This is a genomic window from Rhodococcus sp. 66b, from assembly GCF_002076325.1.
Lineage (GTDB): Bacteria > Actinomycetota > Actinomycetes > Mycobacteriales > Mycobacteriaceae > Rhodococcus_F > Rhodococcus_F erythropolis.
On record NZ_MUZB01000007.1, the window covers coordinates 164,454 to 189,717 of the forward strand.

Consider the following 25,264-nt stretch of genomic DNA (forward strand, 5'->3'; position numbering starts at 1 on the left):
CTCAGGGCTGTCCTGGAAGCAGTTCGATCATGAGCGCCTCACCGTCGGCGAGGAGCTTGCCGTCGAGGTCGGTCAGGCGTGCGCTGACAAAGGTCTTGCGACCCTCGACCCGATCCACCTTCCCTTCGATCACCAGTTGCGTGTTGAGCGGAGTGATCGCACGGTAGTTGATGTGGAGGTAGCCGGTCCGGGAAATCGGACGACCACCCGCGTGGACCGTCATCCCGAAGACGTCGTCGAACAGCAAGGGCAGGACGCCGCCGTGAGCGGCACCGTTGCCGCCCAGGTGGTAGCGGCGGAAGACGCCGGTACTGCGGACTCCTTCGGTGTCGAACTTCTCGACCATCCACGGGAGCATGAGGAGGCTGCCGCGTCCGGGCAGTTGGATGTTCGAGCCCGCGGGCGACTTGCCCTCCGGCACCTCGTACGGAGTCAACCGATCGGCAAGCTCCTCGGCCTGCGTAGCGATGTCAGCGAGTACGTCGTCGGGAACATTGGTCGAGACGGCAAGGTCCTGCAACCTGCGCATCGCTTCGACGAAGCGGCCGAAGTCCGGACCTGCAGGAGTGTGCCGGAACCGTGGAAATCCGCCCCGCTTCTCACCGTCTGTGACGATCTCCGTGCCGTCTGCGGTTTGTTCGCTCATGACCTGCACGTTAGCGCGCCCGGGAACGTGTTCTACCTCAGGCATCCGTTAGACACGCGAGGCGTGCCTCTATCGTGACTGAGGTGACCTTCAACCCGCAGCTCTGGCGCCCTGTTCCCGGATTCGAGAACCTCACCGACATCACGTACCACCGGCACGTCAGTCAAGGCACCGTTCGCGTCGCCTTCGACCGACCGGAAGTACGTAATGCGTTCCGCCCGCACACCGTCGACGAGTTGTACCGCGCGCTCGATCACGCCCGTATGACCTCCGACGTGGGAGCGGTCCTGCTCACCGGCAACGGACCGAGCGAGAAGGACGGCGGCTGGGCGTTCTGCTCGGGCGGAGACCAGCGCATCCGTGGCCGCAGTGGCTACCAGTACGCCGAAGGTGAAACGGCGGACACCGTCGACAAAGCACGCGCCGGACGCCTTCACATCCTCGAGGTCCAGCGCCTGATCCGCTTCATGCCGAAGGTCGTGATCTGCCTGGTCAACGGTTGGGCTGCGGGCGGCGGTCACAGCCTGCACGTGGTGTGCGACCTGACGCTCGCCAGCCGCGAGCACGCACGGTTCAAGCAGACCGACGCCGACGTCGGAAGCTTCGACGGCGGCTACGGCAGCGCCTATCTGGCAAAGATGGTGGGCCAGAAGTTCGCTCGCGAGATCTTCTTCCTGGGTGAGACGTACACCGCCGAGGAAATGCATCAGATGGGCGCGGTCAACAAGGTTGTCGACCACGCGGAACTCGAAAACGTCGCGATCGACTGGGCCGGCAAGATCAACGGCAAGTCGCCGCAGGCACAGCGGATGCTCAAGTACGCGTTCAACCTGCAGGACGACGGGTTGGTCGGCCAGCAGCTGTTCGCCGGTGAGGCAACACGTTTGGCGTACATGACCGACGAGGCCGTCGAGGGTCGCGACTCGTTCCTCGAAAAGCGTGATCCCGATTGGTCACCATATCCCTGGTACTTCTGAGACAGTAGGTGCGAGAGGGAGGTCGGACGTGGAGATTCTGAGTAGCCGTACGATATTGCGCCCGAGCGAGTACGAACGAACGCTGAGCTTCTACCGAGACACCCTCGGTCTGGCGATCGCTCGTGAATATCCCGGCGGCACAGTCTTCTTCGCCGGCCAAGGGCTGATCGAAGTCGCAGCGCACGGCGGCACCGGCGAAGGTGGCTTTCGCGGCGCGATCTGGCTGCAGGTCCGTGACCTCACTGCCGCTCAGACCGAACTGGTTCTCGCCGGAGTCAAGATCGCCCGCGAGGCCAGGCAAGAACCGTGGGGCCTGCACGAGATGTGGATCGCCGACCCGGACGGGACACCGATCGTGATGGTGCAGATCCCGGAGGACCATCCCATCCGACGCGATTCCCGGCCACCGTCCGCGTAGTCGAGACACCGCTGTAGCCGAGCAATGACAGATGCCCGCCACGAACTTCCGTAGCGGGCATCTGTCGGTTCTTCGCAGAGATCAGTTGCGCGTGCTCAGCGCCTGAGAGATCTGATCTGTCTGGGCCTGACCCTCGAGCAGTTGGCGAACCAACCACAGCCGCAGCACCTTTGCCACCGATGCGGCCAGGAAGAGTGCGGCACCGACCACTGTCAGGGCGAGGAAAACCACGGTGAGGATCTGGTACGACACCAGATCCCGCAGGTCCGAGAGCGTCAGCGAAGAGATGTAGACGACGAAGGCGCCGACGACTCCGACGACCATGAGCACCAGGCCGGCGATGCGCGTCGCCGCGTCGCCGCCTGCCTGCTTCTTGTCCAGCTTCAACTCTGCGATGTTCTTCTTGAATTCCTCACGGCGATCTTCGGCGAGAGTAGTCATCGTCATCCTCCTAGATAACTGGTAGAAAGTTCGTTTTCGATGTCGAGGGGATCGCCGGTCTTCACGACGCGTCCCTGCAACATCAGTGCGGCCGAGGTCGCGATGGGCAGCACCGCTCGTGCGAACTGCTCGGCGACGAGAATGGAAATGCCTTCGGCTGCAAGCGAGCCGACGACGTCGTACATCTGCGAGACGATTCGCGGTGCGAGACCCATCGACAGCTCGTCGAGCAGGAGCACCGTCGGGTGAGTGCCGAGCGCCCGTGACAGCGCCAGCATCTGCTGCTCGCCGCCGGACATCGATCCGGCCAACTGCCCGCGCCGCTCCCCCAGGATCGGGAACCTGCTGTACGCAACCTCTTCGAGTTCGGCCAACCCGACGCCCGTTCCCGTGGCGATCCACAGATTTTCGCGCACGGTCAGGTTTGCGAAGATCCCGCGTCCCTCGGGGATGGAGCAGACGCCCAGCCTCGCCAACTCCGAAGGCTCGACGCCGTTCACGACCTGGCCCGCGAGCCGGAACTCGCCGCGGGTGACCGGCAGGACGCCTGAGCAGATCTTGAGCGTCGACGTCTTGCCACCACCGTTGGGTCCGAGCAGCGCCACCACTGCGCCCGGTTCGAGTACCAGATCCACCCCGTGCAGAACCTCGATGGATCCGTAACCGGCACGGACACCGGACAGTTCGAGCAACGGTTCGGCGCGGTCGGGGCTGCGTATGCCCTCGTCGATTTTCGCCTCGCCAATTTTCGCTGAAGTCATACCGCCTCCTCCTCGGTCCCGATGTAGGCCGCGATCACTTCCGGATCCGTCCGGATCTTCTCCGGATCACCCGAGGCGAGGACTGCGCCGTAGTCGAGCACGTGAATGGTCGAGCACACCTTCATCACCAGCGGAATGTCGTGCTCCACCAGACAGATTCCGAGTCCACCCGCCGCCAGCTCGGTGAGCATCTCGGCAAAGACCTCGGTTTCCTGCTCGGTCTGGCCCGAGGCCGGTTCGTCGAGCAGCAGCACTCGCGGGTCGGTCATGAGCGCCCGTGCAACTTCGACGACGCGGGCGCGTCCGGTGGGGATGTCCGCGACGTCCTTGTCCGCGACATCCGTCAGCCCGGTCAGCTCCAGCAGACGATCCGTCTCGCTGTCCACGTCGATCTTGTTGCGGCCGTTCGCCTTGTGGATGTCTCCCGCGACACGCAGGTTGTCACGCACCGACAGCGAGACGAACAGTTCGAGCCGCTGGAAGGTACGCGCAAGCCCGCGACCTGCCCGCTTGTGCGGCGGCAGCTTCGTCACGTCGACGCCGCCGAGGAACACCTGACCGGACGTGGGTTTCTGCAGCCCGGTGATGGTGTTGAAGAGCGTCGTCTTGCCCGCACCATTCGGTCCGATCAGTCCCGTCACGGTTCCGGGTTGCACGGTGAGCGAAACGTCCTTGACCGCGACGTGCCCACCGAAACGAACGCTCACACCGCGTGTTTCGAGAAGAGGTGCATCAGACATGGGCGGTCAACTCCTTCGGCGAGCCGCCCTGGTACTGAGGAATCCCCAGTTCGCGGTCGATCTCGTCACGGATCTCGGGGCTGTACGGGACGTCGATCCCGACGTCTTCGGGAACGACTGTCGCCTTGGCTGCCAATTCTTCCGGAGTGAGAACCGCACGGGGCATGACCATCTCGCCGATCACGGGCAGCATGAACACCACCGCGATCGTGATGGATGCGAACCACCAGTTGCCGAGTACGCCGGTCAGAGCAAGGACGTAGGTCAGCAGAACGACTGCGGCGCCGCCGATCAGAACCGGCCTGGCATCGGTGAGCCGACGGTAGCCCTCGATCACGCTGTGCACGGTGCCACTGGGGTTCGCGCCGACACCGATGCCGATCAGGGCCGGGCTGACGGCCGCGATGTTGCCCAGCAGCAGCCACATTCCCTCCAACTCCGGTTGCGCCGAAGCCAGATTGGTGAACGAGACCATGATGACGGCAAAGCCGATTCCGGCCATGAGTCCACCGAACAGCGCGCCGGTGACGTATCCGATGCCCGCGACGACGGTCAGCATGAGCAGCGAGAGGCTGACCATGATGGCAAAGCTCTCGCCCGAGACGGAACCCATCGCGCTCGACATCAGAATGCCGCCGAGACCGGCGATCCCTGAAGAGATCATGAAGACGCTCAGCTTGAGCCGAACCAGGCTCTGGCCGAGCATGGCCGAACCGGCCGGGCTGTCCTTCATCGCAGCGAGACGGCGCCCGTAGCCGCTGTTACGCAACGCGATGACGCCGACGCCGAGTACCGAGAACAGCGCGGTCACGGTCATCAGGAACACCGTTTCGTTGCTCAGATCGAGCGGGCCGATCTTCAGCGGCGGGAGGGCGATGTTGCCGTCTTTGAACAGCGAATACTTCATGCCGAACATCTCGTGTTCGGTGGTGTCGCGAAGGACCATGTTGGAGAGGAACACTCCGAATGCCATGGTCGCAAGCGCGAGATACAGCCCTCTGAGCCGCAGCGCCGGCAGGGCGACGAGGCCACCGATCACTGCGGTGACGAGGACTCCGACGACGATGCCCCACAGGTTGAGGTGCGCAGCCAACCCGGAACCTGAGATCCCGAAGTGGAAGGCCACGATGGTCGCGATAGCGCCGAAAGATACCGGCGCCAAGTTCAATTCACCCGCGTAGCCGGTGAGGAGTGTGAGCGAGAGTGCGATGATCGCGAAAGTCATTCCGATGGTCAGTGTCGTGACCGCCGACGTCACCATCAGCAGACGGATCAGGTACACGATGACGATCAGTGCCACGCCCCAGACGACGGCCTTGCGCACGCTCGGAACGTGGTACCGCTCACGAGTACGAGTGACCGCGCCGCGCAGGCGGTCCTGAGGTAGGACGATGAGTACGACGAACAGCGCGATCATCGGTAGGGAGACACGGAAATTCGACGTCCAACTCCAACTGGTCGGAAAGTACGCCAATACGTACGTACCGGCAAGCCCGAGAACCACGGCGCCGACGAACGTGCGTGGGATGCTGCGCAACCGACCGAACATGGCCGCGGCAAACGCGTCGATCACCAAGAGCGTCAACATGTTCGCCTCGAGTGTGCCGCCACTGATCGGGGTGATCAGGATGCCGGCCAGGACTGCGAGCGTCGAACCCATCGCCCAGGACAGTGCCGCGAGACGCTCCGGATTGTGGCCGTTGAGGCGCAGTAGTTCCGGATCGTCGACGACACCGCGCATCGCAACACCGGCACGGGTGCGCGTGAAAAGAATACGCAGGCCGACGGCGATCGCGATCGCGACGAGGATGCAGATCAGCTCGTGGTAGCGGATGCTCGCGCCGAACACCGTGATCTTGGACTGGTCACCGAAGAACATCTGCATCGTTCGGGCGGTCTCGGGATGCCAGAACCAGTGCGAGATCGAGAGCATTCCGAGCAGGATCGATACCGTCACAACGATTTTGGTGACCTCGGCGGTATCGCGTAGCCCCTTCATGATCAGGACGTAGAGGCCGAGACCCATCAGCGGACCGACCAGGACCAACGAGATCAGCAAGGCGACAACCGTGGGAAGTTCCCAGCCGTAGCGCAACTGCCAGTAGATGAACGCACCGAGCATTGCCTGTGCACCGTGCGCGAAGTTGAAGATGCCTGACGTGTTGTACGTGAGCACCAGCCCGGAGGCAGCGATCGCGTACACCGACCCCAGGACCAGGCCCAGGATCGTGAAAGTGACAAAAGTGTTCATGGCTGAACCCTCGTTAGGGACTCGGGCGGCGGTTGGCGCTCGCCGCCCGAGTCGGAAGAATCAGGACTGCGGCTTGATGACGTTGGCGTTCTGGTACTTCGTCGAAACGCGGTCAGCGCCGAGCTCGGTTCCCCAGGTGCTCTTGTCGGTCGCGACGAGGTACTTGGGGTCGCACTTGAATTCGCCCGCGGTGGACGGGAAGGCCTGCGAGTAGGTACTGCCCTTCAGCGAGGTCATGAGTCCGCAGGTGGCCGGCATGTTCTTGCCAGGATCGGTGGCGGCATGCAATCCGCCGCCGTCCCACTCGTGAATGTTCGAGAGTTCGTCGACCATGCACTGACGCGTCAGATCGCTGCCGCACTCGTCCGCGGCGGCCGCCCACAGCAGGAACGACGACGCCGCCTGCATACCGAGAAGCGCAGTCTTGCCACCCTGCTCGGAAACCAGATCCACGTACTTCTTCACTGCGGGCACCTTGTCCGCGTTCTCGAGCATCTGGAAGGTCATGCCCGCGTTGAGGTTGTCGAGCAGTCCGGTGTCCTTGTTCCAATCGGAGACGGTCGCGCCGTACCAGGTGGCTTCACCGAAGAAGATGGGATCGATCCCGACCTGGTCGAGGGCCTTCACGAAGTTCAGCTCCGACGGGCTTGCCGATCGTGACGTCCAGATACCCTTCGCACCGCACTCCTTGTACTTCTCGGCAAACGGCACGTAGCTCGATTCGCCCTCGTAGTTGAGTGTGACGCCGCAATCCTTGAGCTTGAAGCCCGCTGCCTCGGCGATCGAACGAATCTTCGTGGTGGAGCTGATGATCGTGGGCATCGTGCTGTTGACGACGTCGAAGTCGTTCACCAGATCGGGATGCATCTCGGCCATCTGGAACCACTGCGAACCGTTCGCGTAGTCGACGGGGAACGGAACTCCCTGGAACGTCATGGGTCCGTTCGCGGCGTCCGGCGAGACGGTGAAGCCTGGCACGGACACCAGGTTGCACGCGACACGCGTCTGCTCCGCGGTCTGATCCATCGCGAAGCCGTAGCCGACCATCATGAACTGACTCGCGCACGCTTCCTGCATGACCGAGTTGGCCTGCGTCATCGCGGCGTCGTAGTCGGTACCGACGACCTTGCGGCCGTTGATACCGCCTTGATCGTTGCACCACGAGATGAGCGCGTTCACCGCATCGCTCATTTCCTTGTTCAGCCCGGGAGACTTCACGTACCCGCGGTCGTCACCGAACCCGATCTTGATCTCGGTGTCGCTGACGCCTTGATCGGTTGCGCCGGTGGCATCGCCTTCGCCACACGGCGAATCGAGGGTGCCGAACTTCGCGTCGGATGTGCTCGACGCAAGATCGGCGCTGACGCCTGATCCGCCGACAGCGACGGCGTAGGGATCGTCACCACGATTCGATGCGCAGGCTGATGCCAGAACGGCGGTCGCTGCGAGTGCCACGATCAGCTTCGTGGACTTGTTGGGCTTCACGGTCGGAGCTCTCCTTCTCACTGACAGACACCGAGATACAGAGGTGAAACCCCTGTTCCGGTGCGCTCGGTGCCCGTAGGTAATCAGCGTTTAAAACGGTCCGAATGTGCCTTCCCGGTGAGTGAGACCAAAAAGTGAGGTCCCACACAGGGTTCGGATTTCGTGGCGCTGAACACATCGCGAACGGCAGCGCCGCAGCCCACGCGCGGGGACGTACTCCACGGAGGCCCTGTTCGCATCCCGTTCGCTGTACTTTTACGCGTTCGATACGCACAATTCACGTTGTGACCGCAGAGCTCGTAATCCTCCTGGTGGTAGTTGTCACCGCCCTCGCGTTCGATTTCACGAATGGTTTTCACGACACGGGTAACGCAATGGCCACCTCCATCGCGACCGGTGCACTCAAGCCCAAAGTTGCGGTCACACTTTCCGCGATCCTGAACCTGGTCGGTGCGTTCCTGTCCGTCGAGGTCGCCGCGACGGTAGCCAAAGGTGTCGTCAACCTCGGCGCGGTCAGTGGGCAGGATCTGCTGCTGATCGTGTTCGCCGGTCTTGTCGGCGGAATCATCTGGAACCTGGCGACCTGGCTTCTCGGATTGCCGTCGAGCTCCTCGCACGCGCTGTTCGGCGGATTGATCGGCGCCGCGATCGCCTCCATCGGTATGGGCGGAGTCGAGTGGGGCGGAGTGCTGACCAAGGTCGTCGTCCCCGCGATCCTCGCGCCGGTCGTCGCTGCTCTGGTCGCGGGCGTCGGCACCAAGCTCGTGTACCGCATCACCGCATCCGTCAAGGAAGACGAGCGCGAGCGCGGTTTCCGTTTCGGCCAGATCGGCACCGCCTCCCTGATCTCACTTGCACACGGCACCAACGACGCCCAGAAGACGATGGGCGTCATCTTTTTGGCCCTGGTCGCTCACGGCACCATCACCGCCGAGACCGAGATGCCGTTCTGGGTGAAGTTCACCTGTGCCGTCGCGATCGCCCTCGGCACCTACCTCGGTGGTTGGCGCATCATCCGCACCCTGGGCAAGGGTCTTGTCGAGATTGCCGCGCCGCAGGGTCTGGCAGCCGAAGCGTCGTCCGCAGCCATCATCCTCACGTCGAGCCACCTGGGACTCCCCCTCTCGACCACCCACGTCGCCACCGGCTCGATCCTCGGTACGGGTATCGGTCGCAAGGGCGCCGAGGTCCGTTGGGGTGTCGCCGGCCGGATGGCCGCAGCCTGGCTGATCACATTGCCGTCGGCTGCCGTCGTCGGAGCTATCTGCTGGGCTCTTGCACATCTGGTCGGCGGACTCGCCGGCGTGCTCGTCGTCTTCGCCGCGCTCATCGCCTTCGCGATCTTCATGTACATACGCTCGCGTAAGGAACCCGTGGACGCGGCGAACGTCACCGCCGAATGGGACGAGAATTCAGATGCGGCAATTGCCGAGATCCCGGCAGCCGAACCTACTCCGTCCACCGAAGCCACCCGCAACTCCTGAAAGGGGCGCAAGAGAATGCATCTACTCACCGATACCCTCGATTCGCTCTGGCAGGTAGTGGCAGTAGGACTGCTCTTCGGAGCGGGACTGCCGGCGATCTTCGCATTCGGCCTCAAGTCGCTGAGCCTGCCGAATCCCGACGGCACCGAAGGACCGACCACCCTGGGTAAAATGGGTGCGTACCTCTGTTTTGCGATCGTGCTCGTCACGATCTTCGCCGGAATTCTGTTGTTGATGAAGAACTTCTTGGCCAGCACGTTCGGAATCCACGTCTTCTGAGTGGTCGTCGCGGCACACCACTGAAACCACCGAAACGAAAATGAGGCCGAGGATTTGAGCAAGTATTCATTGCGCAGCGTGCTCGACTGGCTACGCGCCGGGTACCCCGAGGGCATCCCGGACAAGGATCATTTCGCCCTGCTCGCGGTTCTCCGTCGACGTCTGACCGACGAGGAGATCGAGCAGGTCGTTTCGATGTCCATCGAGTCCGCGCACGAGGTACCGGACCGCCACGTCGACTACGACACGATTCGCGCCATCATCGAGGGGATCCTCAACGAGGAGCCGTCCGAGGACGACGTCGATCGTGTCACCGAAAGACTGCGCGCAGGTGGGTGGCCGGTTATCGAAGACGTGGACGCCGACAACGAAGTTCGAGATGTGAGCTGACGTCATGGCTCTTCCGCCCTTCCTCACGTCGATAGTCGGCTGGTTGCGGGCCGGCTATCCCAATGGCGTCCCCGAACAGGACTACATCCCGCTCTTCGCACTCCTCACTCGCAGACTCTCCGAGGCCGAGGTCGACGCCGTCGCCGACGCGTTGATCGAGGACGGCGATCTGCCCATCGAGAAGACCGACATCCAGGTCCTCATCACGAAGATCACCAACGAGATGCCTCTCGAAACCGACGTCGACCGCGTGCGAAGCCATCTGGCTGACGGCGGTTGGCCCCTTGCCGGGCCGGACATCCGGTGAACGTTCTTCGCACACTCGCGGTTCCGCAGGGCGAGGCGGCTTTCGAGGTATTACCTGCCGTCGCGCAGATCCTGGGCGGCGAGCACGACGCCGTACTCCCCGTCCCGGCTGCCGACGCACGCGAGACGGCCCGACTGAGCGACGCTCTGCACCCCGATCAGCCCATCGACGACGGCGTCTCGCTGGTAGTCGCCACGTCGGGAACCACGGGAACGCCGAAGGGCGCGATGCTCGGTGCTGATGCCCTGCGTGCCAGCGGCGACGCGACCCACGAACGCCTCGGCGGCACAGGATCCTGGTTGCTCGTTCTCCCTCCGCACCACATCGCCGGTATGCAGGTTCTGCTGCGCAGTGTTCTCGCCGGAACGCAACCGGTGATCGTCGACGTCAGTGCGGGTTTCGACCCGGCAGCGCTTCCGGGCGCCGTCGCCGCGATGAGCGGACCGCGCCGCTACACCTCCTTGGTGCCGACGCAGTTGGTCAAGGCGCTCGGTGATCGCGCCGCGGTCGAGGCGCTGGCGTCACTCGACGCGGTTCTGCTCGGCGGCGCTGCGACTCCCGCGCCGGTACTCGCGCAGGCCACCGAAGCGGGCATCACCGTCGTCCGCACCTACGGGATGAGTGAAACCTCCGGCGGTTGCGTCTACGACGGAATCCCGTTGTCCGGAGCGCAGATTCGTATCGACGACGGGCGAGTACTGCTGGGCGGACCGATGCTCGCGTCCGGGTACCGCGGGCTTCCCGACCACCCCGCTTTCGCCGAACCCGGTTGGTTCCGGACCGACGACGCCGGAGCGGTGGTCGACGGAGTCCTGCGCATCAGCGGCCGGTTGGACGAGGCAATCTCCACCGGCGGGCTGACCGTCGTACCGCAGGTGGTCGAGGCCGCGCTGGCCGATCACCCCGCCGTTCGCGAGTGCGCGGTGATCGGCGTCGAGGACCAGCGGCTGGGGCAGCGGGTGGTGGCCGTGGTCGTACCCGAGGGCAAAGCTCCGACGCTCGACGAACTACGCACACATGCTCAGCGGACACTCGACGTGACCGCGGCGCCGCGCGAGCTGTTCGTCGTGGACGCACTGCCGCTCCGGGGGCCGGGCAAGCTCGACCGCGCCGCCCTGGTGGCTCGGTTCAGCTAGCAGCCGCAGCCCGATTGTTCAGCCGCAGGCCTGATCAGCGCCGCGGCTGCACAATCAGCGCGCGGCTCCGCGGAGGCAAGTCCGCTCGAACCTTTCGCGGACGCGTTCGAAGTCGCGAAGATCCGCCCATACCCACCGGAACACCTCGAACCCCGCGTCCCGGATCGCGTCCTCCCGCAGTTTCTCGCGCTCTACCGCCCTACCCGGATTGTCGCCGCGGTACTTGACCATCCCGTCGAACTCGCCCACCACACCGTGCTCTTTCCAGAAGAAGTCGACTCGTCCGATGAACCTGCCACCGTGACGGATCTCGTGCTGCAGCGTCGGCATCGGCCAACCGTCGTCGCGCATGCGTACCCGGCTGATGGACTCCCCCGGACTCTCGGCACCTGGTTCGATGAACGTCGCCGCCACTCGAGCGCGACTCATCCCCAGCCGTCCGCGCGCATGATCGAGCGAAGCGTCGACGTTCTCACGCCTCATCCCACGTCGCAGGGCGCAATCACCGATCACCACGGCGGTCTCGAACGGCGTCGTCCGTGCGAGGTCGACGAACATTCGCGCAAGCGACGTGGTTGCGACGCCGTCGATCAGCACGACCTCCTCGGCTGGGACCACTGCCGGATGAAGATGCAAGGTTTGACTCTTCCGCCCACCCGAGCACCGGTTACGCGTCATGTGCACGGTGCCCAATCGCAATCCGCCGCAATCCAATCCGTGCATGACCGCTGCCGAAGCGTGGCTCACGATTGCGCCTGGTCCACAGCTTTCGGCGGCTACCATGACAGCGCAGCGGTGGCGTGCTCTCGCATCGAGTTCGCGGAAGTGATCGGCGCGCATGTAGATCCCCGCTGCGATTCGGTGCAGCTCACCGCGCCTGACCGCTCGCTGCAACTGCGCGTCGCTGGTGCCGTCGCGGTGAGCCTGTGCCCGCGTGAGAATCTCCATGCAGCGAGCGTGATGCCGCCGCGCCCGCACACCGACAAGCAAGATCCGTCTGGGGATTGTTCGCCGGTTGTGGAGCACCGACCTCGCGCGCTGTGCAAGTAACCGCAAGTTCCACGCAAGGTCCATGCAAGATCGATCTGCCAAGCTTCATCCCATGAACCACACAGCTTCGCCTCTTGCCATCGAGGCCGACGGACTCGTCAAGAAGTTCGGCGAGCACCGCGCGGTCGACGGCGTCAGCCTCACCGTCCCCACCGGCTCGGTGTTCGGCGTCCTCGGGCCGAACGGCGCCGGCAAGACCACCACTGTCCGCATGCTCGCCACCCTCCTTCGCCCCGACGGCGGTGAGGCGCGCATCTTCGGTCACGACGTCAGCCGTGAACCCACCGCGGTCCGCTCCCTGATCGGCGTCACCGGGCAGTACGCCTCCGTCGACGAGGATCTGACCGCGACCGAGAACCTCGTGATCTTCTCCCGGTTGCTCGGCCTGAGCCGCCGCGATGCGCGCACCAAGTCCCTCGAACTCCTCGAGGAGTTCGACCTGGTCGAGGCCGCAACCAAACCGCTGAAGAACTTCTCCGGCGGTATGCGTCGGCGCCTGGATCTGGCGGCCAGCCTGATCGCCCGCCCGCCGCTGCTGTTCCTCGACGAACCCACCACCGGCCTGGATCCGCGCACCCGCGCCCAGATGTGGGTGACCATTCGGCGACTCGTCGCCGAGGGCTCGACGGTGTTGCTCACCACGCAGTACCTCGACGAGGCCGATCAGTTGGCCGATCGCATCGCGGTGATCGACCGCGGTCGCGTGATCGCCAACGGCACCGCCGACGAACTCAAGGCTTCGGTAGGGATCTCCTCCCTCCAGCTCAAGTTGGTCGACCGTGACCGAACCGAGGAAGCTCGCTCGCTCATTGCGGCTGCGCTCAGCGTCGAGGTGGGAGTCACCCCCGAAGTCGGTCGGATCACCGCACCGCTCAGCGACCCGTCGATCACAGCGGACCTGTTGATCCGTCTGCGTGAGCAAGGAATTGCCGTCGACGAGATCAACGTACAGAAACCCAGCCTGGACGAAGTGTTCCTGACCATTACCGGGCACCAGCCCGAAGACGGTGGACGCAACGACGCCCAGTCCGACAACGACTCCGATCGGAGCGTCGCATGACAACCACCCTCACCAAACCCCGGTCGCCGATAGCCCAGCCGGACGCCGCACCCCGCCGCATCAGCCTGCAGCAGAGCTTCGCGAACACGTTCACGATGGCGTACCGCGGAATTCTCAAGATCAAGCACAACCCCGAGCAACTGTTCGACGTCGTCATCCAGCCGATCATCTTCACGTTGATGTTCACGTACATCTTCGGCGGCGCGATCGCCGGTGACGTGACGGCATATCTGCCGACGATCATCCCCGGCATCCTCGTCCAGACCGTCATCACCGGTTCCATCGTCACGGGCACTCAGCTTCGTGAGGACATGGACAAGGGCGTGTTCGACCGCTTCAAATCCCTTCCCATCGCTCGTATCGCCCCGCTGTCCGGCGCATTGCTCGCCGACGTCGTGCGCTACGGCATCGCCACGACCATCACGTTCATCGTCGGTTTCGCGATGGGATACCGCCCCGCAGGCGGCGTGGTCGGCATTCTGTCTGCCGCGATCCTGGTCATGGTGTGCGCGTTCTCCATCAGCTGGATCTTCGCCCTCATGGGCGTGCTGATGAACAAAGCGTCTACGGTGCAGGGTGTTTCGATGCTCGTGCTGTTCCCGCTGACGTTCCTGTCGAATGCGTTCGTCGATCCTGCCACCATGCCGAGTTGGCTTCAGAAGTTCGTGAACGTCAATCCGGTCTCACACTTGGTGACCGCGGTTCGCGAGCTGGCCAACGACGGTCACTTCGGTATCCACGTCGTGTGGTCGTTGGTCGGCGCCGCGGTGATCGTTGCCGTCATGGCGCCCCTGACCGTGCGGATGTACATGCGCAAGACATAAGTCCCGCAACATCGTCCAGCTCTAATCCAGCACCGGTCCGCGAAGCGCAGCCAACACTGCTTCGCGGACCGCTCTGCGTGAGTAACCCGATACCTTCTCGGTTTCCACAGACCACTTGTCGGCTCCGACTACACCAACCGCGAATTCGGAGAGGCGCGCATGGTGGAGCGAGACGAAGTCCTGTCTCCCCGGCATTTTCAACGACAGAGCCATCAGTTCGACCCCTCGATCGATGTTGCCCGTGACAAGATCGAACGACCCGATCGCCGACGCCAAGGAACCCGCGAGCGGCAGGTCCGCATAACCCTTGGGATCGAACTTGAGAGCACTCGAATCCTTCATCTGCAGAACACGATTTGCCACGAGTTCATGTCGGCCGTGAACGACGTGAGCACACACTGCCGCAGCACCGAGCAGAACGACGAAGGGATCACCGAAGATGTTCTCGATCGCAGAGCCCAACAACTCCAGTGCTTCTCGATACCTGGCCAACCCTTCGTCGATTCGGCCGTCGGCGAGATCCGCCTCGGCGATGCTCGCTATGAGCGCCGCGCGCCGTTGATCGGTTTCGATGGCACCGGTCCCACCCGAGTGCGCCAAGGCCGGGCGTGCCCGATCGAGAAGTGTTCGCCCGCCGGCGGTGTCACCGGATGCGATCATTGCTCCGGCTTGAAAGCAGATGAGCTGCATCGCCTCGTCACGTGCACCGAGGCGTTCCATCGACGCCGCCGCAATCGCGTAGAACTCGATGGCCTCGCCATATCGCGCGGATTGGCTGTGGACCGACCCGACATGCTGGGCCGCCATCGCAAGGCCCCACTCGTCACCGGCATTGGTCGCGTAGTCGAACAACGCTTCCCCGTCCAGCAAAGCGCCCCGCAGATCCCCGATGTTCTCGCGCATATTCGAACGCGCGGACAGCGCAGCCATTCGGGTCTCGGGGTCGGAACTGCGAACGCCTTCCGCAACCAAACGCGCAAGTCTGTGGTTGGCGATCCCACTCGTGGTCAGCTTGATCAGAAATGCGAACAACGGACCGAGATCATCGCGCTCACGCAACAGCTTTCGAAGACGAACCCGCGCGCGGGCATGGTTTCGATCGGTCTCCGCGAAAAACAGATGCATCGCCACCAGAATGAACGTCGCGCCCACCAATTCTGCATTTACATCGCGTAGATCGTTGTCCGCGGTCGCCCCGACGATCTTCGACGCCCAGTTCGAGACTTCCGAATTCGATCCTCGTACGGCCCACAGAATCGCGAGGACGGGAAAGACATTGGCTACGGTGACCGCGTCGCCGCGCTCCACGGCCCAGCGAAGAACCGCGAGAAGGTTGTCGTGCTCGGCGTCGAGGTCGGCAATCAGGCGCAGCTGATCCGTGCGTGCACGCACGACGGCGTCCTCGGCGATCGCGATTGCCCAGTCATCCAGGCGCCGGATGACTTCCGGCCCCTCTCCGGACGCGGCGAGTCGCTCCTCGCCGTATTCACGGACCGTCTCGAGCATGTAGTACCGAAGCTCACCCTGCCCGTCGCTGACGGAAAGAAGTGACTGATTGACCAGCGCTTCGACGGCGCCGGCCACATCGGTCAACTCGCCCCACCCGGCAACGGCCTGCGCCGAGGAAAGCGTGAAACCTGCCGGGAATCGGCACAATCGACGCAGCGCAATCTGATCCCCGCTGCCCAACAGATTCCAGCTCCAGTCGATCACCGCGTGCAGGGTGCGATGCCGATCCGGAGACGTCGGATCATCGGAGCGCAACAACGCAAACCGATCTCGAAGTCTCGAACCGATCTCGTCGACGCTCATCGTGCGCACCCGGGCAGCCGCGAGCTCGATCGCCAACGGGAGTCCGTCGAGCGTCGTACACAGCTTGACGACCGCATCGACGTCCAGATGAACGGACGGCCGCACCGCACGTGCTCTCGCCGAGAAGAGTTCGACTGCCGAGCCGGTTCCGTCGTCGATCGCCAACGGCGGCAACGGGTACACCGCCTCGGCACTGATCATGAGCGGCGAACGACTGGTGGTCAGTACCGTCAGCTGACGACCGGCCGCGATCATCTCGGCCACTATCTCCGAACACGCGCCGATCACGTGCTCGCAATTGTCGAGGATGAGCAACATCGGACCGGCGGACAACGCCTCTTTGAGTCGCTCTCGCGCCGAATGCGTCCGGCCGACGGTCAATTTGCCTGGCGCCAGATCGGATTCGCTGATTCCGAGGGTGCCGCCGATGGCCGCGATGACATCTTCACTGCTGCGCAACGACGCCAACTCCACGAGTACCACCGCGACGCCAGGCTGGTTCACGGATCCGCGCAGGCCCAATTCGTGTGCGAGACGGGTTTTTCCGGCGCCACCGGGTCCGAGAATGGTGACCACACGTGAGCGAGCCAGCAAGGATTCGATCTGGTCGATGTCGCTGTCGCGACCGAGCAAGGTGTTGGGGGCAGCGCGTAGACCGATCGCCCGCGCAGCTCGCGGTGTTGCCGCAGGTGCCCCGAGAAGTTCCGCGTTCAGAGCCACCAGTGCGGGTGACGGATCAGCGCCCAGGCGATTGGCGAGGTGGTTGCGGAACTCCGCGAATACTTCGAGTGCCTCGTTGACTCGGCCGGCTCCGGCGAGCGCACGCATCAACGCTTCGGCCGCTGTGTCGTCGAACGGGCTCGACAGATGGCGTCCGCGCACCAGTGGAATGGCGGCCGCGTACTCCCCCAACGTGAGCAACGCGTCGATCTGCGCGGACTCCAGTTCGTCGTACACGCGGCCTGCGTCGAGCGCCAGACGATCTGCGACGTCGCCGACCACGTCGCTCCCGGGGGTACCGCGCCACAGGCGCAGCGCCGCGGTCGTGAGGGCGAGTGCCTCGGACGCGTCGGCGCCGCCGGCGCGCAGACGACGGGCGGCGTCCGCTGCCCGGGCCAGGTCGACACGCTCCCGAGCGAGAGTGAGCCGGTATCCGGCCGCCGTGACTTCGAGCGACCCGTCCGGAAGTGCAGATCGCAGGCGCGAGACCTGAGTGTGGAGGGCGTTCATCGGTGAGCGCGGCGGCTCCAGCCCCCAGACGTCGTCGATCAGGCTCTGCGCGGTACGTGGCTCACCCGGATTGCGAGCCAGCGCAACCAGCAGAGTTCGAGCTCGCGGACCCGGCAACGGAACCAGACGATCGCCCACTTTGGTCGAAATGGGTCCGAGCAAGGCAATGTCTGCCGGGTCTTCGCCCGACTGCGCGTACCTGGCGCGCTCACTCACGTCTCGAGTCATGTGCTGATCCACCGCGTTCGATCGTATTGCACAGTGCAAAGATCGTTGTATGGCAACAGCTGCTCAATGGATCGAAGGCGCGAGGCCGCGCACACTCCCGAACGCGATTGCGCCCGTGCTGGTCGGCACCGGAGCCGCGGCGTCCCTGGACCTCGCAGTGTGGTGGAAGGCGCTCCTGGCACTGATCGTCTCCTTGGCCTTGATCGTCGGGGTGAATTTCGCGAACGACTACTCCGACGGAATCCGCGGAACGGACGACGACCGCGTCGGGCCACTGCGCTTGGTCGGATCGAAGTTGGTCAGTCCCGGAGCTGTGAAGGCCGCAGCGATCAGCTGCTTCACCGTTGCCGCGGTAGCCGGGTTCGTTCTGGCGGCGACCACAGCCTGGTGGCTGGTTGCGGTCGGCGTGTTCTGCATCATCGGCGCCTGGTTCTACACCGGCGGCAAGAAGCCGTACGGATACAGCGGGTTCGGCGAGATCGCCGTGTTCATCTTCTTCGGGCTGATCGCAGTGCTGGGAACTCAATTCGTACAGGCCGAACGGGTGGATCTGGCCGGGCTGGCCGGCGCGATCGCCATCGGTTCATTCTCGAGCGCGGTGCTCGTTGCCAACAATCTTCGAGACATCCCGACCGACACCGAGTCCGGAAAGATCACTCTCGCAGTCCGGCTCGGCGACGCGAAGACCCGCACGCTGCACGTGATCCTGCTGGCCGTCCCGTTCGTCGCGACCCTGCTGCTGATCCTGCGTACTCCGTGGGCCCTGCTCGGATTGTTGGCGTTGCCTCTGGCAATCCGAGCCAACGCCCCACTGCGTTCAGGCGGTCAGGGTATGGCCCTGATTCCCGCGTTGCGCGACACCGGACTCGCCATGCTCGTCTGGGGTGCCGCGACCGCAGTTGCGCTCAGTCTCGCCTGAACGTCGACGTACTCAACGATTGTCGGGGACGAACGCGCTGAGCAGAAAGTTCACGATCGAGATGATCAGCGCGCCCCAGACTGCCGTCCAGAAGCCGTCGACCGTCAAGCCGTAGGACGTACCGGACGAGATCCACGCCGTCAGCATCAGCATCAGGGCGTTGATCACCAGAGTGAACAGTCCGAGGGTCAGGATGAGCAGCGGTAGCGAGAGAAGCTGCACTACCGGCTTGATGAAGGCGTTGACCACCGTGAAGATCAAAGCGATCACCGCGATCACGAGAACCGTGCCCCAGGTGCCGTTGTCGTGGTTGGCGATCGTGATGCCGGTGACCCACGCCGACGCCAGCCAGATGGCTATGCCGTTGATGATGAGACGTGCCAGAAATGTCATGTCTGAATGCTGGCACATCCCGCCCCGTGCATGCGGAGCCGTGCCGAATCTAGGCGGCGCGATTCATCTTCGCTTCCAAGCGCTCACGGATCACCGACATCGTGACCTGCGTTTCGAGGGCCTGACGGGTAGGCCCGTCGGCGACACGCAGGATGCCGAGCAGGATGTGTTCGGCACCGATTCGATTGTCCTTGTGCGCGAGCGCTTCACGAAGCGAGAGTTCCAACACCTTCTTGGAGTCCTTCTCGAATCGTGAACGAGGGAACCCAAATCGACTCTTGCGAGAAGTGTCGACGCCGTCCGGCACAGGAGTCTCGTCCAGCACACCTTCGCCGAAGGACTGCTCGAGACTCTCCCGAACCGCATCGAGATCGATGCCGATCGACTTGAGTATCTCGGCGTCGTCGTCGAAATTGTTCGAGCTACCTTCGTTCGATCCGGCGCCGGCGTGGTGGATCACGTCGAGGGAGACACCGGACTCGGTGAGCACCTCGGTGGCGATGCCCCGATCAGAGGTGAGCAGCGCGGTCAGAAGTTCCATCGGCGTGACCGGACCGGATCCGGCGACAGCATCGACAACGACGCCACGAGCCTGTGCGGAGAACCTTTCGAACATGGCAATTACCTGCCCTTCTCGCGCAGTGAACGCAGCATCGATTCCGACTGCGCGGACGCGTATTTCTTGTGGACGGCTTGACGGCTGACCTCGAGAGCTTCCGCGATCGCCTGCCAGGACCATCCGTGGCGGCGCGCATTGGCGACCTGAATGGCCTCGAGTTTTTCGAGTAGACGACGCAGCGCTCGAACAGCACGCAATCCCTCGGTGGGATCCGGGCTACCGGCGGCAGCAGCGAGAGAGGTTGCTTCGGTCATGTTGTCAATTTAGGTTGACAACCGGAATTTGTCAACCAAAATTGACAGGCGCGCCTAGTACCCGGCGACGGCCCCGTCCACTGCCACCTGCAAGTCGGCCTGCACAGTTCGGGCGATATCCATCGGCTTGTCCGGAAGTTCGGTCACCGGCATTCCGACAAAGACACTCGCAGCCTTGACGTCGCCGGCCACCGGACCGTAATTGATGCCGATCGACACCAGGGCCGGTGAGCATCCCAACTTCTCGGCGCGCGCGACGATGTGGCCGATTCCGCTGTTGACGTGCTGCAGCCGCGTCGGATCTTCGGTGTTGCACGTCCCTTCCGGGAAAATCGCCAGACAATCCCCGTTGCCCAGCCGCTCGGCCGCGACGTCCATCATCACTCGGCCGGCATCCGAAACTGCACGGAGGCCGTAGTTCTTGCTGCGAAAAACCGGGATGCTGCCCATCATGTCGACCTTCTTGCGCTGTGAAGGATCAACGAAGAGTTCGTCTTTGGCGAGGACCCGGGTCCGTCCGATCACTCGACGCAACGGAGTACGCCACGCGGTCGCCGCGAGCGTGAACTGGTCGCTCTCGGTCAGATGATTGACTGCCACGACCAACTGCGTCTTTCGTTCCAGCAGAGTCTTCAGCGCCGCTTCCGCACCCGGCGCGTACCTCACTCGCGGGCGGTACTTCAGCGCCAATGCGGCATAAGCGAGCTTCGCCACAAATCGGTTCTGCTGATGACTGCGGTAGTACTCGTACACAGCCTCGTAATTGTCGAGTGAAACTTCAGGATTGCCCATGATCCGCCCTCGCTGGAGAAGTGCCCCTTGACCAAACGATACACAACCTACGGTTGCGTAGGTTTGCGTTACAGAAGGCGTAGCGCTGGGAGAAACTCCACTCTCGAGGTAAAACGGTTTCTGTGATCCGCTCGGCCATATCCACCGACCTACCCGCACTGCAACAGATCGAGATCGCCGCGGGCGAACCGTTCCGAGACATCGGGATGGACGCCATCGCAGACGATCCACCGCCGACGCTCGACGAGTTGAACGATTTTCTCGCAGCCGAGCACATCTGGGTTCAGACCGACGCAAACGACGTACCCGTTGCGTACGCGCTCGTCGAGATCGTGGACGGCGGTGCACATATCGAACAAGTTTCCGTTCACCCCGATCATGCCCGCAAAGGCCTCGGAGCTCAGCTGATCGACGCCGTCACCGAATGGGCGGCGGACCATCACCACGATCTCGTGACTCTGACGACGTTCGTCGACGTTCCGTGGAACGCGCCGTACTACGAGCGACTCGGGTTCGTGCGTCTGGCCGAGAACACGCTCTCTCCCGGCCTGATACGCATCAGAACGGACGAGCAGTCGTCCGGGCTGGACGCCTGGCCGCGGGTGACGATGAGCCGCCCGTCACACGGTCCGGCGCCGGCGATTCAGGAACTGGCCGTCCACGCACCCGAACGTACGAACTCGTCCAGCACTGCCGTCGGACCGAGCAGGTCGATCCCTTCCGACGCCACCCATTCGTCGTTGTAGTACGTCCCCGAGTAACGCTCTCCGCCGTCACACAGCAGCGTGACGACGCTGCCGCTGCGCCCGGCTGCCATCATCTCGGCAATCAACGCAAAAGCTCCCCACAGGTTCGTCCCTGTCGAGCCACCTACTTTGCGCCCCAGGGCTGTGCTGGCGTGCCGGGCGGCCGCGATCGAGCCTGCGTCCGGCACCTTGATCATTCGGTCGACCACCTGACCGACAAACGACGGTTCGACGCGCGGACGGCCGATGCCCTCGATCCGGGAACCCCGTGTACCGACGATCGACGGATCGCTCGCTCGCCACGCGTCGAAGAACACGGAGTGCTCCGGATCTACCACGCACAGCCCCGTGTCGAATTTCCGATAGCGAAGAAAGCGGCCGATCGTGGCGCCGGTTCCGCCCGTCCCGGCTCCGACGACCACCCAGTCGGGAATCGGATGTTCCTCGTGCTCGAGCTGAGTGAAGATCGATTCGGCGATGTTGTTGTTTCCACGCCAGTCCGTCGCGCGCTCGGCGTGGGTGAACTGGTCCATGTAGTGACCGTTCAACTCACTCGCGAGCCGATGCGATTCCGAGTAGATCGAGGACGGATCGCTCACGAAATGACAACGTCCGCCCTGCGCCTCGATCAGTGCGATCTTGGCGGGACTCGTGCTCGCGGGCATCACCGCGACAAAATCCAGGCCGAGCAACTTCGCGAAATACGCCTCGCTGACAGCCGTCGAACCTGACGACGCTTCGATGACGGTGGTCTCTTCGGTAACCCAGCCGTTGCAGATCGCGTAGAGGAAAAGCGACCGTGCGAGTCGATGCTTGAGACTTCCCGTGATGTGGGTCGACTCGTCCTTCAGATAGAGCTGGACGGTCCAGTTACTCGGCAGCGGATAGCGCAGTAGGTGAGTGTCCGCGCTGCGTTGCGCGTCGGCTTCGATCAGCCGCACCGCGTTGTCGACCCACTGGCGCGAGGTCCGACGGTCGACGTCGAGCGACTCCGTGGTCACCGCCCGTCTCCGCGCAGCTTGGAGCGAAGATCGTCACGATCGGACCGACGCTGGGCGTCGACCGCCGCGATGCCCGCATTGACACGCTTGCGCAGTTTCGCGAAGAGCAGCAGCGACAGCGGCAGCGCGATCAGAACTGCGAACAGTGCCGCGACGATCAGGGGAACGTCGGTGCCGGCGAGCTTTCCGCCACCGATGATGACGGCACCGATCACGACGACAAGCAGCAGCCGAGCGACCGAGTACAGCACCACGTCGCGGGCCAGTTGACCCTTGGTCACCGGCCCGGCAGCCGACTTTGCTTGCCCAGAGTTTGCGGAGGGTTTACTGGCCTTGACCGGCTCAGAAGGAACATTTTCGGGGTTTTCAGACAACTGACTCACCCTCTCAGGTTACCCATTCCGAATACGGGTGGGACTGAGCCCGCTATATCCATTTTGTCCTTTACTTAAACATTACTTTACCTTGAAAGATCGACTACCCGGCTATATCTGTGCAAACATTGCGCTACCACTCAGAAAACGGTCGAATGTGAGCGAAGGACTTCGAAACAAACTCGACGCAGGTTTTTGGCAACTGGTCGACACAACGGTTCGGAACCAAAGTTCGGAATCACTGCTCGGTTCGGAATCACTGTTCGTCAAACGTTCGACATCAACATGGAGGACCTCACAATGAGCGCACCAACCTTCAATACCGCCGCAGACGCACTCATGACGCCCGGACAGGTAGCGGCATTGTTTCATGTCGATCCCAAGACCGTGACCCGCTGGGCACACGCAGGACGACTGGGCTCGCTTCGCACACCAGGAGGACATCGTCGATTCCGTGAGACCGAGGTCATGCAGCTTCTGCGCTCGCTGACCACCGAAGCGGACAACAACTGAGCAACTTTCGCTCACGTCGAAGTACTTGTAGTACCCGACAGATCTTGCAGTACCCGACAGATACAGCACTAGCGCACTGAGCCGAAACGCTTGTCCGCACCACTTCTGGTGAAGCGGGCCGGAGACTGAGTAGGCTCGACTTCAGTTCCCTGAGGAGGTGCGCCGTGTTGTATCTGTTGGCGTTGGTGGGTTTGGTGACATTGATCGTTCTGATGTGGAAGGCGTTCGGGCCCGATCCGTCGACGCGTACCCCGGTGAGCGGCGTACGCGGGCCGGACGACGATCCCGAATTCCTGTGGAATGTGAACCAGCAAACACGACGCAAGCGCACGGAAGGGCCGGACGTACCGCCGACTGACACGTCGACGTAGCGTCCGGGCTCACCCGGCTATCCGATTACCGCCCCGGCAACGCGAACGGGGAGGCCGGAAAGTCCTGCGCAACCACCGCAGCCAACTCCAGCACCGCTTCCCGAGTACCTGGACGCAGCCGGTCCAGATCGATTTCGGCGCCCTCTTCCAAATGCGGATCGAACGGAATCAGTCTCACCGCTCGACAGCGCTGCTCGAAATGCTCGACGACCCGGGGCAGATCAACCTTGCCCGAGCGAGGCCGTACCGCGTTGATGACGGCTACGGACGTGGCGACCAGCCTGCTGTAACCGTGAGCGTCGAGCCAATCAAGTGTCGCGGAGGCGCTACGTGCACCGTCGACAGATCCGGAACTGACGACGATCAACGAATCTGCACCTTCGAGAATGGCCTGCATCGCCGAGTGCATCAATCCGGTGCCGCAGTCGGTCAGAACTATGCTGTAGAACTTCTCGAGCATGTCGACCGTGCGCGTGTAGTCCCCACCGCTGAAGGCCTCTGAAACTGCTGGATCGCTGTCGGAGGCAAGCACTTCGAGCCGGTGGCGATTCTGCGATGTGTAGCCACGGACGTCGCTGTACTTCTCGATGCTGTTCTCGTCGCGCAGCAGGTTTCGCACTGTTGCCGGAGTTTCGAGCGGGATCTTCTGGCTCAGCGTTCCCCGGTCGGGGTTTGCATCGACAGCGACGACGCGATCGCCGCGGATCGAGCCGAACATCGACCCCAGTGTCGCAGTGGTCGTGGTCTTTCCGACGCCGCCTTTGAGACTGAGCACTGCAACCTTGTAGCAGCCCTGCAGCGGCTGGTTGATCTGGCGCGTCAACTCGACGAGGTGCTGCTCCTTTGCACCGTTTCCGAGGTTCACCGATCGGCCGGACAACGTGTACAGCGCCTTACGCCAGCCACCCACCGGGGCAGGCCGGACAGGCCGCTTGACGAGGAGCGCAGCCGAGAGATCTTGCGCAGTCATCGGGAGAGCCGACTCGAAGCGACTGTCCGGAGCCGAGTTGAATCCGGTCTGCGGCATCGGAGCGCGAGTAGGTGGCGCTGTCGGCGGGGCCATCGGCATGGCCAACCCATTCGGCACGGCCTGACCATTTTGCAGGGCGTGGCCGTTCTGCACCGGCGCAGCGCCGGGGTGCCCGAACTGCCGAATCACGGGATTGGGCGGATGCACGCCGGGCGCAAAAGGCGCCTGCGGGTGCTGGAGCGGTCTCGCGGATCCATGCGCGGTCGGACTGGGCTGCGAATTCTGGACAGGCTGCGGATTCTGGACAGGCAGCGGATTCTGGACAGGCTGCGAATTCTGGGCAGGCTGCGGAGCTCCAGTTCGCGAATCCGGAACCGACCCTGCACGATTCGTAGGTTCGTAGGTCTGCATCGGCATCGCGGGCGAGGTCGAGAACTGGCCGTTGATCGGGCCGGGCTGTGCTGCCGGATACTGGATGACCGGCGTCTTGGGACCTGGTACCGGCGCCGCTGGGGTCGTCGTCGGCGGCGGAGCGGCGGGTGCACTGGGCGCCTGGCCGGCGACTTGCTGGAGCGGGCCGGAGTCGACCGGGGCCACGAAGAGACTGCGAACATCACTGGGAACCGAGTCGGATGACGGCTCGGGCGCGGATGTGCGCAGCTCGCGCCGCGTCGGCTCGGCAGGACGCACCGGCTCCCACAATCCTGCTCCGGCGTCTTCGATCTTGTCGGCCATCTCGCAGTTCCCCCTCGTCGATCCCGCAGCTACCAGACAGCTAGTAGTTCACCAAGCT

At 63.5% G+C, this 25,264-nt stretch carries 28 protein-coding genes; 13 read left to right on the plus strand and 15 right to left on the minus strand.

What is annotated here, in order from left to right; all coding sequences use genetic code 11:
* Nucleotide 1: 1 nt before the first annotated feature.
* Nucleotides 2–646, minus strand: coding sequence for a PaaI family thioesterase (locus B0E55_RS15020; protein ID WP_024487302.1), 645 nt, complete (start codon nucleotides 644–646; stop codon nucleotides 2–4).
* 83 nt (nucleotides 647–729) lie between these two features.
* Between B0E55_RS15020 and B0E55_RS15025 the strand changes: the two genes are divergently transcribed.
* Both B0E55_RS15025 and B0E55_RS15030 read left to right on the plus strand, forming a co-directional pair.
* Nucleotides 730–1,623 (plus strand): 1,4-dihydroxy-2-naphthoyl-CoA synthase, encoded by an 894-nt coding sequence (locus B0E55_RS15025; RefSeq protein WP_024487301.1) that lies wholly within the window; start codon nucleotides 730–732, stop codon nucleotides 1,621–1,623.
* Nucleotides 1,624–1,651: 28 nt separating this feature from the next.
* Nucleotides 1,652–2,041, plus strand: a complete 390-nt coding sequence (locus B0E55_RS15030; protein ID WP_019744328.1) for a VOC family protein — start codon at nucleotides 1,652–1,654, stop codon at nucleotides 2,039–2,041.
* Between the two features lie 81 nt (nucleotides 2,042–2,122).
* Here the strand turns inward: B0E55_RS15030 and B0E55_RS15035 are convergent, their stop codons facing one another.
* Genes B0E55_RS15035 through B0E55_RS15055 form a run of 5 tightly spaced genes read right to left on the minus strand, consistent with a single transcriptional unit; the run spans nucleotide 2,123 to nucleotide 7,719 of the window.
* The gene (locus B0E55_RS15035; protein WP_003942018.1) at nucleotides 2,123–2,482 is read right to left on the minus strand and encodes a hypothetical protein; all 360 of its coding nucleotides are present in this window, start codon (nucleotides 2,480–2,482) and stop codon (nucleotides 2,123–2,125) included.
* Nucleotides 2,483–2,484: 2 nt separating this feature from the next.
* Nucleotides 2,485–3,243 carry an ABC transporter ATP-binding protein gene (locus B0E55_RS15040; RefSeq protein ID WP_019744330.1) on the minus strand — a complete coding sequence of 253 codons (759 nt, stop codon included), beginning with the start codon at nucleotides 3,241–3,243 and terminating at the stop codon, nucleotides 2,485–2,487.
* Nucleotides 3,240–3,983 carry an ABC transporter ATP-binding protein gene (locus B0E55_RS15045; protein ID WP_020968954.1) on the minus strand — a complete coding sequence of 248 codons (744 nt, stop codon included), beginning with the start codon at nucleotides 3,981–3,983 and terminating at the stop codon, nucleotides 3,240–3,242. The genes B0E55_RS15040 and B0E55_RS15045 overlap by 4 nt, the downstream gene beginning before the upstream one ends.
* Nucleotides 3,976–6,234 (minus strand): ABC transporter permease, encoded by a 2,259-nt coding sequence (locus B0E55_RS15050; protein WP_019744331.1) that lies wholly within the window; start codon nucleotides 6,232–6,234, stop codon nucleotides 3,976–3,978. Before B0E55_RS15050 ends, B0E55_RS15045 begins: the two co-directional genes overlap by 8 nt.
* 60 nt (nucleotides 6,235–6,294) lie before the next feature.
* Entirely contained in the window at nucleotides 6,295–7,719 is a 1,425-nt protein-coding gene (locus B0E55_RS15055; RefSeq protein ID WP_021343451.1) for an ABC transporter substrate-binding protein, read from the minus strand.
* 284 nt (nucleotides 7,720–8,003) lie between these two features.
* Between B0E55_RS15055 and B0E55_RS15060 the strand changes: the two genes are divergently transcribed.
* The 5 genes from B0E55_RS15060 to menE are packed head-to-tail and all read left to right on the plus strand — an operon-like array spanning nucleotide 8,004 to nucleotide 11,315.
* Nucleotides 8,004–9,203, plus strand: a complete 1,200-nt coding sequence (locus B0E55_RS15060; protein WP_019744333.1) for an inorganic phosphate transporter — start codon at nucleotides 8,004–8,006, stop codon at nucleotides 9,201–9,203.
* A 15-nt stretch (nucleotides 9,204–9,218) separates the two neighbouring features.
* Nucleotides 9,219–9,482, plus strand: coding sequence for a membrane protein (locus tag B0E55_RS15065; protein WP_019744334.1), 264 nt, complete (start codon nucleotides 9,219–9,221; stop codon nucleotides 9,480–9,482).
* A gap of 54 nt (nucleotides 9,483–9,536) precedes the next feature.
* Nucleotides 9,537–9,872 carry a DUF3349 domain-containing protein gene (locus tag B0E55_RS15070; protein ID WP_019744335.1) on the plus strand — a complete coding sequence of 112 codons (336 nt, stop codon included), beginning with the start codon at nucleotides 9,537–9,539 and terminating at the stop codon, nucleotides 9,870–9,872.
* A 4-nt stretch (nucleotides 9,873–9,876) separates the two neighbouring features.
* Nucleotides 9,877–10,179 carry a DUF3349 domain-containing protein gene (locus tag B0E55_RS15075; RefSeq protein WP_019744336.1) on the plus strand — a complete coding sequence of 101 codons (303 nt, stop codon included), beginning with the start codon at nucleotides 9,877–9,879 and terminating at the stop codon, nucleotides 10,177–10,179.
* Nucleotides 10,176–11,315 carry an o-succinylbenzoate--CoA ligase gene (gene menE, locus B0E55_RS15080; protein WP_020723596.1) on the plus strand — a complete coding sequence of 380 codons (1,140 nt, stop codon included), beginning with the start codon at nucleotides 10,176–10,178 and terminating at the stop codon, nucleotides 11,313–11,315. Before B0E55_RS15075 ends, menE begins: the two co-directional genes overlap by 4 nt.
* Before the next feature lie 54 nt (nucleotides 11,316–11,369).
* Here menE and B0E55_RS15085 read toward each other — a convergent pair whose 3' ends face one another.
* A complete protein-coding gene (locus B0E55_RS15085) occupies nucleotides 11,370–12,263 on the minus strand; it encodes a type IV toxin-antitoxin system AbiEi family antitoxin domain-containing protein (RefSeq protein ID WP_241896074.1) in 894 nt (297 codons plus the stop codon).
* 154 nt (nucleotides 12,264–12,417) lie between these two features.
* On the opposite strand from B0E55_RS15085, the gene B0E55_RS15090 reads away from it, so the two are divergent.
* Nucleotides 12,418–13,425, plus strand: a complete 1,008-nt coding sequence (locus B0E55_RS15090; RefSeq protein WP_003941960.1) for a daunorubicin resistance protein DrrA family ABC transporter ATP-binding protein — start codon at nucleotides 12,418–12,420, stop codon at nucleotides 13,423–13,425.
* Complete coding sequence (locus tag B0E55_RS15095) at nucleotides 13,422–14,249, plus strand: ABC transporter permease (RefSeq protein WP_003941848.1); 828 nt, start codon at nucleotides 13,422–13,424, stop codon at nucleotides 14,247–14,249. Before B0E55_RS15090 ends, B0E55_RS15095 begins: the two co-directional genes overlap by 4 nt.
* 21 nt (nucleotides 14,250–14,270) lie before the next feature.
* Here the strand turns inward: B0E55_RS15095 and B0E55_RS15100 are convergent, their stop codons facing one another.
* Nucleotides 14,271–17,519 (minus strand): BTAD domain-containing putative transcriptional regulator, encoded by a 3,249-nt coding sequence (locus B0E55_RS15100; RefSeq protein WP_080910027.1) that lies wholly within the window; start codon nucleotides 17,517–17,519, stop codon nucleotides 14,271–14,273.
* Nucleotides 17,520–17,568: 49 nt separating this feature from the next.
* Between B0E55_RS15100 and B0E55_RS15105 the strand changes: the two genes are divergently transcribed.
* A complete protein-coding gene (locus B0E55_RS15105; protein ID WP_019744341.1) occupies nucleotides 17,569–18,438 on the plus strand; it encodes a 1,4-dihydroxy-2-naphthoate polyprenyltransferase in 870 nt (289 codons plus the stop codon).
* A 12-nt stretch (nucleotides 18,439–18,450) separates the two neighbouring features.
* Here the strand turns inward: B0E55_RS15105 and B0E55_RS15110 are convergent, their stop codons facing one another.
* From B0E55_RS15110 to B0E55_RS15125, 4 genes are read right to left on the minus strand one after another with little or no spacing between them, the layout of a single operon-like run.
* The gene (locus B0E55_RS15110; RefSeq protein WP_003941998.1) at nucleotides 18,451–18,831 is read right to left on the minus strand and encodes a phage holin family protein; all 381 of its coding nucleotides are present in this window, start codon (nucleotides 18,829–18,831) and stop codon (nucleotides 18,451–18,453) included.
* A gap of 49 nt (nucleotides 18,832–18,880) precedes the next feature.
* Complete coding sequence (locus tag B0E55_RS15115; protein WP_020906798.1) at nucleotides 18,881–19,447, minus strand: Clp protease N-terminal domain-containing protein; 567 nt, start codon at nucleotides 19,445–19,447, stop codon at nucleotides 18,881–18,883.
* A 5-nt stretch (nucleotides 19,448–19,452) separates the two neighbouring features.
* The gene (locus tag B0E55_RS15120) at nucleotides 19,453–19,704 is read right to left on the minus strand and encodes an HTH domain-containing protein (protein WP_003941869.1); all 252 of its coding nucleotides are present in this window, start codon (nucleotides 19,702–19,704) and stop codon (nucleotides 19,453–19,455) included.
* 54 nt (nucleotides 19,705–19,758) lie between these two features.
* Nucleotides 19,759–20,496: a lysophospholipid acyltransferase family protein gene (locus B0E55_RS15125; protein ID WP_007728504.1), complete on the minus strand. Its 738-nt coding sequence runs from the start codon at nucleotides 20,494–20,496 to the stop codon at nucleotides 19,759–19,761.
* Nucleotides 20,497–20,618: 122 nt separating this feature from the next.
* Between B0E55_RS15125 and B0E55_RS15130 the strand changes: the two genes are divergently transcribed.
* Nucleotides 20,619–21,242, plus strand: coding sequence for a GNAT family N-acetyltransferase (locus B0E55_RS15130; protein WP_063314764.1), 624 nt, complete (start codon nucleotides 20,619–20,621; stop codon nucleotides 21,240–21,242).
* Here the strand turns inward: B0E55_RS15130 and B0E55_RS15135 are convergent.
* The gene (locus B0E55_RS15135; protein ID WP_019744346.1) at nucleotides 21,140–22,243 is read right to left on the minus strand and encodes a PLP-dependent cysteine synthase family protein; all 1,104 of its coding nucleotides are present in this window, start codon (nucleotides 22,241–22,243) and stop codon (nucleotides 21,140–21,142) included. The genes B0E55_RS15130 and B0E55_RS15135 overlap by 103 nt on opposite strands.
* The gene (locus B0E55_RS15140; RefSeq protein ID WP_019744347.1) at nucleotides 22,240–22,626 is read right to left on the minus strand and encodes a DUF4229 domain-containing protein; all 387 of its coding nucleotides are present in this window, start codon (nucleotides 22,624–22,626) and stop codon (nucleotides 22,240–22,242) included. Before B0E55_RS15140 ends, B0E55_RS15135 begins: the two co-directional genes overlap by 4 nt.
* A 291-nt stretch (nucleotides 22,627–22,917) precedes the next feature.
* Here B0E55_RS15140 and B0E55_RS15145 point away from each other — a divergent pair, with 291 nt between their 5' ends.
* Both B0E55_RS15145 and B0E55_RS15150 read left to right on the plus strand, forming a co-directional pair.
* On the plus strand, nucleotides 22,918–23,130 hold the full coding sequence (locus B0E55_RS15145; protein WP_003942029.1) for a BldC family transcriptional regulator: 213 nt from the start codon (nucleotides 22,918–22,920) through the stop codon (nucleotides 23,128–23,130).
* Nucleotides 23,131–23,294: 164 nt separating this feature from the next.
* A complete protein-coding gene (locus B0E55_RS15150) occupies nucleotides 23,295–23,501 on the plus strand; it encodes a hypothetical protein (RefSeq protein ID WP_019744349.1) in 207 nt (68 codons plus the stop codon).
* A gap of 25 nt (nucleotides 23,502–23,526) precedes the next feature.
* Here the strand turns inward: B0E55_RS15150 and B0E55_RS15155 are convergent, their stop codons facing one another.
* Entirely contained in the window at nucleotides 23,527–25,206 is a 1,680-nt protein-coding gene (locus B0E55_RS15155) for a MinD/ParA family ATP-binding protein (RefSeq protein ID WP_080909970.1), read from the minus strand.
* Nucleotides 25,207–25,264: the final 58 nt, after the last annotated feature.

Excerpts from the sequence above, each read along its gene's own strand:
- B0E55_RS15020 (WP_024487302.1), bottom strand. The coding sequence starts at position 646 with ATGAGCGAACAAACCGCAGACGGCACGGAGATCGTCACAGACGGTGAG.
- B0E55_RS15035 (WP_003942018.1), bottom strand. The coding sequence starts at position 2,482 with ATGACTACTCTCGCCGAAGATCGCCGTGAGGAATTCAAGAAGAACATC.
- B0E55_RS15040 (WP_019744330.1), bottom strand. The coding sequence starts at position 3,243 with ATGACTTCAGCGAAAATTGGCGAGGCGAAAATCGACGAGGGCATACGC.
- B0E55_RS15045 (WP_020968954.1), bottom strand. The coding sequence starts at position 3,983 with ATGTCTGATGCACCTCTTCTCGAAACACGCGGTGTGAGCGTTCGTTTC.
- B0E55_RS15050 (WP_019744331.1), bottom strand. The coding sequence starts at position 6,234 with ATGAACACTTTTGTCACTTTCACGATCCTGGGCCTGGTCCTGGGGTCG.
- B0E55_RS15065 (WP_019744334.1), top strand. The coding sequence starts at position 9,219 with ATGCATCTACTCACCGATACCCTCGATTCGCTCTGGCAGGTAGTGGCA.
- B0E55_RS15075 (WP_019744336.1), top strand. The coding sequence starts at position 9,877 with ATGGCTCTTCCGCCCTTCCTCACGTCGATAGTCGGCTGGTTGCGGGCC.
- B0E55_RS15085 (WP_241896074.1), bottom strand. The coding sequence starts at position 12,263 with ATGGAGATTCTCACGCGGGCACAGGCTCACCGCGACGGCACCAGCGAC.
- B0E55_RS15090 (WP_003941960.1), top strand. The coding sequence starts at position 12,418 with ATGAACCACACAGCTTCGCCTCTTGCCATCGAGGCCGACGGACTCGTC.
- B0E55_RS15095 (WP_003941848.1), top strand. The coding sequence starts at position 13,422 with ATGACAACCACCCTCACCAAACCCCGGTCGCCGATAGCCCAGCCGGAC.
- B0E55_RS15100 (WP_080910027.1), bottom strand. The coding sequence starts at position 17,519 with ATGACTCGAGACGTGAGTGAGCGCGCCAGGTACGCGCAGTCGGGCGAA.
- B0E55_RS15105 (WP_019744341.1), top strand. The coding sequence starts at position 17,569 with ATGGCAACAGCTGCTCAATGGATCGAAGGCGCGAGGCCGCGCACACTC.
- B0E55_RS15110 (WP_003941998.1), bottom strand. The coding sequence starts at position 18,831 with ATGACATTTCTGGCACGTCTCATCATCAACGGCATAGCCATCTGGCTG.
- B0E55_RS15115 (WP_020906798.1), bottom strand. The coding sequence starts at position 19,447 with ATGTTCGAAAGGTTCTCCGCACAGGCTCGTGGCGTCGTTGTCGATGCT.
- B0E55_RS15120 (WP_003941869.1), bottom strand. The coding sequence starts at position 19,704 with ATGACCGAAGCAACCTCTCTCGCTGCTGCCGCCGGTAGCCCGGATCCC.
- B0E55_RS15125 (WP_007728504.1), bottom strand. The coding sequence starts at position 20,496 with ATGGGCAATCCTGAAGTTTCACTCGACAATTACGAGGCTGTGTACGAG.
- B0E55_RS15145 (WP_003942029.1), top strand. The coding sequence starts at position 22,918 with ATGAGCGCACCAACCTTCAATACCGCCGCAGACGCACTCATGACGCCC.
- B0E55_RS15155 (WP_080909970.1), bottom strand. The coding sequence starts at position 25,206 with ATGGCCGACAAGATCGAAGACGCCGGAGCAGGATTGTGGGAGCCGGTG.